This window comes from Chamaesiphon sp. VAR_48_metabat_403, from assembly GCF_031422475.1.
Taxonomy (GTDB): domain Bacteria; phylum Cyanobacteriota; class Cyanobacteriia; order Cyanobacteriales; family Chamaesiphonaceae; genus Chamaesiphon.
In genome coordinates, this window is sequence record NZ_JANPLS010000485.1 from 1 (window position 1) to 8,994 (window position 8,994).

8 protein-coding genes are annotated in these 8,994 nt (G+C 43.5%); 1 reads left to right on the forward strand and 7 read right to left on the reverse strand.

Annotated elements, in window-relative coordinates; translation table 11 throughout:
- Window positions 1–162 precede the first annotated feature (162 nt).
- Entirely contained in the window at window positions 163–933 is a 771-nt protein-coding gene (locus RMO79_RS22995) for a 16S rRNA (uracil(1498)-N(3))-methyltransferase (protein ID WP_310485593.1), read from the reverse strand.
- A gap of 136 nt (window positions 934–1,069) precedes the next feature.
- Between RMO79_RS22995 and RMO79_RS23000 the strand changes: the two genes are divergently transcribed.
- Window positions 1,070–1,657 carry a DnaJ domain-containing protein gene (locus RMO79_RS23000; RefSeq protein WP_310485594.1) on the forward strand — a complete coding sequence of 196 codons (588 nt, stop codon included), beginning with the start codon at window positions 1,070–1,072 and terminating at the stop codon, window positions 1,655–1,657.
- Here RMO79_RS23000 and RMO79_RS23005 read toward each other — a convergent pair.
- The 6 genes from RMO79_RS23005 to RMO79_RS23030 all read right to left on the reverse strand — a co-directional run.
- Complete coding sequence (locus tag RMO79_RS23005) at window positions 1,654–3,711, reverse strand: serine/threonine-protein kinase (protein ID WP_310485595.1); 2,058 nt, start codon at window positions 3,709–3,711, stop codon at window positions 1,654–1,656. The genes RMO79_RS23000 and RMO79_RS23005 overlap by 4 nt on opposite strands.
- Before the next feature lie 127 nt (window positions 3,712–3,838).
- Window positions 3,839–4,642, reverse strand: coding sequence for a ParB/Srx family N-terminal domain-containing protein (locus tag RMO79_RS23010; protein WP_310485597.1), 804 nt, complete (start codon window positions 4,640–4,642; stop codon window positions 3,839–3,841).
- The gene (locus tag RMO79_RS23015; RefSeq protein ID WP_310485598.1) at window positions 4,639–6,069 is read right to left on the reverse strand and encodes an AAA family ATPase; all 1,431 of its coding nucleotides are present in this window, start codon (window positions 6,067–6,069) and stop codon (window positions 4,639–4,641) included. Before RMO79_RS23015 ends, RMO79_RS23010 begins: the two co-directional genes overlap by 4 nt.
- Before the next feature lie 70 nt (window positions 6,070–6,139).
- A complete protein-coding gene (locus RMO79_RS23020) occupies window positions 6,140–6,397 on the reverse strand; it encodes a hypothetical protein (protein ID WP_310485599.1) in 258 nt (85 codons plus the stop codon).
- Between the two features lie 63 nt (window positions 6,398–6,460).
- Window positions 6,461–7,807, reverse strand: coding sequence for a D-alanyl-D-alanine carboxypeptidase (locus RMO79_RS23025; RefSeq protein WP_310485600.1), 1,347 nt, complete (start codon window positions 7,805–7,807; stop codon window positions 6,461–6,463).
- 183 nt (window positions 7,808–7,990) lie between these two features.
- A partial coding sequence (locus tag RMO79_RS23030; protein ID WP_310485601.1) for an ATP-binding protein occupies window positions 7,991–8,994 on the reverse strand: 1,004 nt, incomplete at its 5' end.

Below are 8,994 nucleotides of genomic sequence, written 5' to 3' on the forward strand. Positions count from 1 at the left end.
ACTAGCATAAACCCACCCCTACAGATCCAAAAAACGTCTAGAGCTTCTCCTAAAGGCTAATACCTGACTTTCGCAGAAAGTCTACTGAGTTCCTGACGACAGAATGCGGATTGCAGCGGTTTTATTTTTAAAAACCGCAATTAGATCCCATCTCAATTTTCATTATGGGAATTGCTGACTATCGATCGCGGCGACGACGATCGATAGTGCCACAATGGGAGCGGTAATGGTGCGGAGAATCTGCCGTCCGAGCGAGACTAATTGAAACCCAGCTTCAGCCGCTAGCGCGATTTCTGCATCCGTCCAACCACCTTCTGGACCGATCGCGATCGCAATTGGCCGATTATTGATCGGGCTAGCTTGCAGACAGGCAAGTAAATGGGGATGTTCGCCTCTGGCTTCGCATAAGTATTTCCGGCAATCTGGCGGAAGTTGACTGAAAATCGCATGTAACGAGCGTGGTTCGACAATAGCAGGGAATGTCGTCCGCTCCGACTGTTCGGCAGCTTCCTGGGCAATTTTGCCCCATCTGGTCAACTTTTGCGGACTGGGATTGAGGAGAGTTCGATCGCTAATGGCGGGATAAATATTAGTTACGCCGAGTTCGGTACCAGCGCGGACGATATCGTCAAAATTGTTGCCTTTGGGTAGCGCGCAAATGAGGGAAATGTCTGGGAAAAGTTGCCGATCGCCACTAACAGAAATACGATCGATTTGTGGGATAATTATTTCATTAATCTGGGCATCTCTCTTGACTGCCCGCAAATCGCTGGCAATTAGTTCGCACATATACAACTTTCCAGTCCCATCGATTGCCTGAAATTGTCCGCCAAATTGGAGCCGGAGCACGCGAGTTAGATAATGATGTTGTGCGGGTACGAGCGCAATGTAATTATCGTGAATTTGATTGGGATCGATCGTGATACGTTGCAAGGTATTTAAGCGTGTAATTGGTAATTGACTACAGTATGTTTTTCGTGTAAGCTAGACATGTGCTACTTCGATCGACTGACGGGGCATACTAATAGATATGACCCTAAGTGTATAACCATCGCGTTCTGGTAAATAAATGCTTGCATCTACCACCAATTTGGACAAATGTTATCAGTTATTAGGCATCTGTAGAGGAGCATCCCTCGATGAGCTAAAAGCTGCATATCGTTCGTTAGCCCGTAAATTGCATCCCGATCTCAATCCAGGCGATACCGACGCGCATCAACGTTTCATCGCACTCAATCAGGCTTATAAAATTTTACTAGTTGGCGTTACCGATTCGATCGCACCAAGCACCCCTACATCTCAATCTAATCCTAAAGTCGATCGTCGTCCGCCGCCAGCCGCAAATACCAAACCAACGCAAACCGAAGATGAATTAAAGTGGCAATTATATTATGAATTGCAATCACTCTTAAAGCAACAACAATTTCTAAAAGCGATCGTTTTAATCGAAGGTTTAGCGCATCATTCCCCACAAGATCGACAAGTTTGTCAATGGCAAGGAATTATCTATTCTCAGTACGGACATCAATTAATTCAACGCCGAGAGTTTGAGAAGGCGCGTAGTTATCTCAAGAAAGCAATCCGAGTCGATCCGCACAATCGACAATTATGGCAAGAAGTCGATCGCGCTTTTAATCGCATTATCCAATTAAGTTAACGATCGAGACCGACAAATCCAGCTTTTTCGAGCAGGATTTGTCCTTGCTTAGTTTTTAATAATTTAGCATAAGTTTCACCCGCTTTTTGCCGATCCAGATCGTCGGTTTTGATAATGACATAAATTTGGCGGGTGAGCGGATACGATCGATTTTTAATAACTTCTGATTCAATTTGATTGCGCTGTCCGCTATTACACTCAGCGACGGATTTTAAAGGTTCTTGATAGGGTTTGACTAAATTAGCTGTTGTCGTACCGATCGCAATTGGCTTAGTATTACAAGAATCAACAATTACTTCCTTAGCAGCACCATAATAAATACCACCAGGATTTTTACTAACTTGCTGCAATCCTTCCGTTGTATTATTGACGCTTTGAAATTTCCAAACATCTTCTTTTTTTAAGACCAAATCTTTAAAAGAAGATACAGTACCACCTGCTTTTTCACTCCGAGAAAAGGCGACAATCGGTAAATTTGGTCCGCCAACTTGACTCCAATTAGTAACCGTTCCTGTATAAATATCCCGCAATTGCGCGACGGTTAAACCTGCAATTTTGAGCTGGGGATTGACAACCACGCTCAGAGCATCGTAAGCTACGGCTTCTTGTTTGAGTAGATTAGCTTTAATGCGATCGTCATCCTTGTATTTAGACTTATCTAGCGCAATCGATGATTGTGAGAAATCTAAATCGCCTTCTAACAGCCAACAAATGCCCGCATTAGAGCCAGGTTTCGGATCGCATCTACCATTTTTAATCGATTTTAAATCTGGTGAATTAGCATCGGTGTATGCGATCTCATACTTAGGAAAAACACCCCGAATCGCCGCATCGAGCGAAGATTGTAACTGTCGAGTTGTCGCCCAAGTCGTACTTCCGCCAAATTTAAATACACCCTGCGGGACATCTTTAATATCGCTAAAAGATTCGCCACCACTATTACTAGCGATAGTAGATAGCGACGATTTTTGCCCTAAAAAGTACATCGCCGCCGGGATCGATAATAACAAGATTATTAATCCCAGTAAAGCTGGTAACAATTTAGTAAATTGGGGCGATTGCTGTGGCGATTGAGGAGCTAGGGAGATTGCAGCTACAGTAGGCGGTGGCGCATTTTTAACGATGGGAGCAGCGGGGGGTGGGGATGGAACGTAAGTAATATTCTGACGGGTAATTACTGGCGATAAAGCGGCAATTTCGCGGAAGATAGTTGCGGTGTCTACAGGACGCTGCTGGGGATTTTCTTGCATCAGTCGATCGATTAAATCCAAACAATCGTTAGAGACAGGAATTGCTTTATCTCGCCATAATAAGGCATTACGATAAGCATCGTACAGATCGATCGGCTCTTTACTAGTGAGCAAATAAACGAATGTCCGTCCCAATGCATAAAAGTCCGATTGTTCGACAACATTGCCCTGTTCTTGCTCTGGAGCTGCATAACCAGGGGTATAAATCCGCGTACGTTGTCCGGAGGTACTATTGGCGGCGGCTTCTTTCACAGCACCAAAATCGATGAGCACCAGTTGTCCGTCGGGTTGGAGAATAATATTAGAAGGCTTAATATCGCGGTGAAAAATGCCACGCGCATGAATTTCTTGGAAGATCTGAGTCAACTGCGACAGCCAACCAATCGCCGTTTTCTGGTCGATCGGTCGCTTCATAACTTTGATATACTCTTCTAAGTCCATCCCAAAGATCCGCTCCATTACCAAGCAATGTAGAGGCTGCTGGGAGCCATTGGGAGCGTATAAAAAGAAGTCTTCAACCAGGGGAACGCCAGAAATCCCCTCGCCAGTCAGACTGGCTAATACTCGATATTCACGATCGAATAATTCGATGGCTTTGGTATCGTTACTTTTAAGGACTTTGAGTACTTTGAGTACACCTCGCTCGGTGACTTCATAGGTATCGCCAAAGCCGCCTTTGTTGCTCATCAATTTGGCAACTCGATATTTACCTGCTAGGAGCAGTTCCGAACCACAGCTTTGACAAAAGAGCATTCGATCGGAGTTTTCCGATTGCGAACACTGAGGGTTGATACACAGACTCATGCAATCTTCGATCGAGCCAAGAAGGTTAGTATAGTCTTATTGTATCGTTTCCGCTAGTTTATGCGATCGGCTATAAGTCTCGATCTAATTTTCTATCCTTTGTCTTGCTGTGGTTCGATCGACATATCTATTTAAATTTAGCAATAATTTCCTTGGCTTTCATAGCTCCCACACCAATTTTTGCACTGGTAATTTCTTTCCAGCTAATAAATTTTTGAGCTGGTTGAGTGTTTCGTTTGGCAATGATATTAGCTGCTATTTTTGTTGCATTTGCAATTGTAGATTTTTTCATTCTTTCCTCAAGTTGCTGGCAACTGAGGGTATTGATTAATTCAAGAATCTCAACTTCGGATAGTTTTGGGGAAGGTTCTAATAATTTAAGAATTGAGTTTAGAGTTTGTTCTTGTTTGGCAATTTGTCTTAAAACTATTTGTATTTGATGAGCGGTACTATCTAATGATTCCTGCTTTGGCTGATTTTTAAGTGTATCTAATATATGACTATGCTTGTCAAGTCTATCTGTAATTAGTTTTAGCTGCTGAAGGGTGGTATCTGATGTCAAATGATCGACTTTTTTAGGTTGAATAATTGCTGGATTTTCAATGTTGTCAATATTTCCAGCGCGCGCTCCCAACAATAATTTAACTTGATCGATCACTGATTGCCTTGAATTATTAGAGACGATAAAAGCATTTACTTCTTCTGCCTTTGATAAATCTTTCTCTTTGGCTCTGACAGCCGCATAATATTCTAAATGTCCCTCAACAACATTGTATTTTTCATCCCCAATAGATTCTAGGATTAATGGCTTAATTAATCCATCAGCTTCAATGATTAAATCCGACAATTCTTCTATTTGTGATTCGTCAAAATCAGATTTTAGTCGAGTAGATATAATGCTGCTTGTTTCAACAAAAAAACATTTAATCATAATTTTATTTTAATTTTATTCAAGACTTCATCAGCTAATACTTCAAATTCCAATGCTGCTGTCTGTGCGGAGCTACTTCTTTGTGTATCAGCATATTTAAAAATTGATTGGGGGTATGGATATTCAATATCGCCAACCAACATTGTTTGATTGAAACATGCCGACAATGGAGTTCGATCGTAAATTACTGATTCTAGTAATGACATTCCATATCGATCTCCAATCACAGCTCTTTGCTTGGGAAAGCTATGCTTAACATATTGAGCATTTGTCGAAATCTTAGATGCTAATACTCCCAGTACTTCTAGTGGTTGTCTCCCGAAAGTTTCTCTATTTTCATTAATACTAATAATAAACTCTTTGACAGTTGGTAATCCTTGATTCGCAAATGGTTTGAGATCTGAAGGAATGATGAGATAGTCAGCAGTAATTAGTGCTGCTTCCGCGTAAATATCTCGCGAAGGTGGTGTATCGATAATGACGAAATCATAGCTATTTTCAACTCGCTTCAATTTTGCCAATAGTCTGTTCCGGCTCGACATTTTTGTAGTTAAAGCATCTTGATATTTGATCAGATCGATATGTGCAGGAACTATGTCAATTTCTGGATCGTTAAAAAATGATGATTGTCGAACTAAATCGTGGATAAAGTTTGTATCGCTACTAGCCAGCGCATGATAAATATTTCGATCGCGCAAATCATCTTCTTCTTCAAATTGAAACTTAATTAAACCAGTTGCAAAAGTACTATTTGATTGAGCGTCGATATCGATTAATAATACTCGATAACCGCGTTTACTTAATGCTGCGGCTAGATTGGTAGAGACGGTAGTTTTACCGACACCGCCTTTATTGTGGTAGATGGCAATAGTTTTCATAGATAATGCTGGGGAAGGTAGAGCGACAGCCGGAATTGGGTTGGTTTCGATCGATGATAACAGAGATATCGATTCAGCTTGTGGCGAGGATAACTCAGATAACGATCGCGGTAATAGTCTTTCCTGGAGAAAATCGCGTCCGATTAATTGAATTATATCTGGTAAACAATCGTCGATATCTTCGCCAGCGCACTGAAATACCAGCCGAACCGCTCCTGCTGTCTGCTGATAAATTCTTAACTGTTTGCCATTTGTCAATAATCCATAACTAATATTTAAACTAGTTAAATAATTACGAAGCTGATAAACGTGTTTGTCTAAGTTTTTACGTGGATGCTTGGCTTCGATAATTAAACCTAGCGGAGATCGGGCATCTAATTTGAATGGTAATTTCTGGACGAATGCCAGAAAGTCCAGCCGAATTTTGCCGAATCTGACTTCCTGATGCCAAGTATCGGGAGAGTAGCCTAGCTTTGGTAATAAATAACCGACTAAAAGTTTACTTTCTACCTCACTTTCATTCCGACATGATTCGGGATTGAAATTCACTAATAACCTCTCAATCTCATGTAAATTATCATATTATTGAGTGTTAATAGGATGTAGAATATCGATCGATTTAACGAGTGATGCCCCGAATCATATAACCCATTACCAAACCGATCGCTAAAACACCAGCTTTACCGCTTTGAAGAAAATCAGTCCAGCCAGTTTGCATATTACCCATCAGATCGGTATTTTGAAACTGTTGAGCGAGTACTAAGCCGTGGTTGGTAAGATCGAATTGCACTTGTAAATTAGTGCTAGTTGTCATCAGTGGTAACAATAACTCGATCGCATTGGTATCGATCGTTGTAGTTAAGAGATTAAATAGCATAGATTTCACTAGTACTGGAATTATGCTTATTATGCCCGTACGAATCGGCGGATCGATCGCGTGTCATGATGGTGATTTAGGGACGATTGCGATATTACGTGCGGGATCGCCGAAATATGCTGGCGGACGATCGTGTTTGGTAACAACGAGTGGTGTGGGCGTAACTTCGCCCCATTCTTTGAGTAGAGCTTGGAGTAAGGTATCTTGTTGTTGGCGCAGTTTGGAGATTTGAGAACCTTTATTGACGATGACAAACCAAACTAAGCCGCGATCTCGCGTTGGTAATACGCCTGCTAATGCACTCACCTCATTGAGGGTACCTGTTTTAATCGTCGTTCCAACAGGTAACCGTCGCTCTTTGAGGGTACCGAGATACTCGGCTCCAGCTACGGGAAAAATATCGGCGAGGTTCAGGTTGACAGGTTGAAGAGTTTGATGGAGCGTGCGGAAAATTTGACAGACAGCGCGGGGAGAGAGCCGATTTTGCACTCCCAAACCAGATCCGTTAATCAGTTGAATCTCGGCTGGCGGAAAGTTGGCGGTAGTGGCGACAATTTTCATTACTTGCGGCGCACCGCCAAGGCTATCGGCGAGAATTTGAGCAATTTCATTATTGCTGTAAATATTCATCTGCCGTACGATATCGATTAATGGTAGCGATCGATGGCGAATTAAGGGTGTAATTACAGTTGGTGGCGCGCTAGCTACCAGCACTGCACCCGCGATTTTGACTTGAGGAAGCTTGGTATCAGTAGTGGCTGGTGCTGTTGGGAGTTTGACGATATTCACGTCTTTAAACTCGGTATTTAGTAACGCAGGCGGGAGATTAATGCCAGTAAAAGCTTGTTTGAGCAATTCTCCAGCTTTTTGCGGATTAGCTTGATAATTCATGTGGAATTTATCGACCACGATGAGATTGCCGCTGACATTATTGATGCCCAATTGATTTAAACTTCGAGCTAGGACGATCGCATCTTCCCACACAAATAACGGATCGCCACCACCTTGGACGATTAAGTCGCCGACTAATGTCCCGTTGACGATCTTGCCGTTAGCACTGACGATCGTATCGAAACGTTTTTCTAATCCCCATGTTTTAATTACCGCCAGAGAGGTGGCTGCTTTGGTTAAGGAAGCAGAGGGAACTGGAATCGTACCATTTCGATCGATTAGTAAGTTACTATCGGTACGGAGCCAAACTGACTGCTGTTGGGGATCTAAACCTTGGGCTTTGAGCGTTTGCAGATATTGGGCGATCGTGGTTTCGATCTTTGGTTCGACTGGTTTCGGCGGCGTGAGCCACGATAATCCTTGCCAGGTAACGGCTTGAGCTGGAGCTGCGGGTGGCGCGCTCACACCCGCCAGAGTTAGCCACGTTCCCATCAGTCCAGAAGAAACTAGTTGCAGCATGTTAAAACAGTTGACAGTCAACTATCTATATTGCCATCTTGTGATGTCATTTCTAGCAATACCTAAATTTTCTCGAATAAATCTAATCGATATTGAGGATTAGTGAGGCTGGCGAGCTGTTTTTACTAGAACGCTAGTAACTATGTCGCGCTCGCAAGATGTGAGTACAAATAACCCAAGTGGCTACCGCTTCGGCCAGGTAAAATAGAACGTTGTCCCCTTACCCAGTTGGGACTCTAGCCGAATCTTACCGCCTTCGGCTTCGACGATCTTTTTGACAATCGCCAATCCAATTCCCGTACTATCCGATCGATTTTGGGGATTGACGGCTTGGAAGATTTTAAACACGCGATCGTGCTGCTCTGGTGCGATGCCTGGGCCATCATCGGCGATCGCAAATTCATAGAAATCCTGATGTTCGGCGATGCCCAGATGTACCAATCCATCGACGCGATCGTGATGTTTGATGGCATTACTAATCAGATTGGTAAATACCTGGAACAAAGACAGCCACTTGGTGTGGAGAATGGGTAAATTTGGCTCGATGACGATCGTAAATGTTGGCGGCGGATCGAGCGAATCAATTACCTCCGCGAGTAGTTTGGTCACAAAGACAGGCTCGATATTGGCATTTGTAAAACCGACACGGGCATAGTCGAGCAATCCGTCGATGGTGGATTCCATCCGCCGGACTCGGCTCCGCAGTAGTGTCATTTGCAGTTGGGTATCTGCGGTAAGCACTCCTTCGAGATCGTCTTCGATCCACTGGGATAAATTGGAAATTGCGCGCAGGGGTGCTTTAAGATCGTGTGCCACGACATATCCAAAAGCGTCTAGCTCTTGATTGCGTTCGCCTAGCTCGGCTTGAGATTGTTCGAGTTCGCGTAGTACGGTTTGCTGTGCGGTAATGTCGGTATTGGTGCCAAACCAGCGGACTACCTGCCCTGAGTCATCGAAGATCGGAATTGCCCGCGATAGAAACCAACGGTACGTCCCATCGCGACCTCGGAGCGGAAAGGTATCTTCCCATTCCTTGCCGATTTCTAAACAGTGCTGAAAATGCGCCACGACTCGATCGACATGTTCGGGATGATGTATCTGTTGCCAGCCCCAGCTCTGCATTTGCTCCAGCGTCAGTCCCGCATACTCAAGGCAACGACGGTTGTACCAAAAAATCCCCCCATCTG

What these genes read in the sequence shown, in the direction of transcription:
- RMO79_RS23000 (WP_310485594.1), top strand. Translation starts at nt 1,070, where the DNA reads ATGCTTGCATCTACCACCAATTTGGACAAATGTTATCAGTTATTAGGC.
- RMO79_RS23020 (WP_310485599.1), bottom strand. Translation starts at nt 6,397, where the DNA reads ATGCTATTTAATCTCTTAACTACAACGATCGATACCAATGCGATCGAG.
- RMO79_RS23025 (WP_310485600.1), bottom strand. Translation starts at nt 7,807, where the DNA reads ATGCTGCAACTAGTTTCTTCTGGACTGATGGGAACGTGGCTAACTCTG.
- RMO79_RS23010 (WP_310485597.1), bottom strand. Translation starts at nt 4,642, where the DNA reads ATGATTAAATGTTTTTTTGTTGAAACAAGCAGCATTATATCTACTCGA.
- RMO79_RS23005 (WP_310485595.1), bottom strand. Translation starts at nt 3,711, where the DNA reads ATGAGTCTGTGTATCAACCCTCAGTGTTCGCAATCGGAAAACTCCGAT.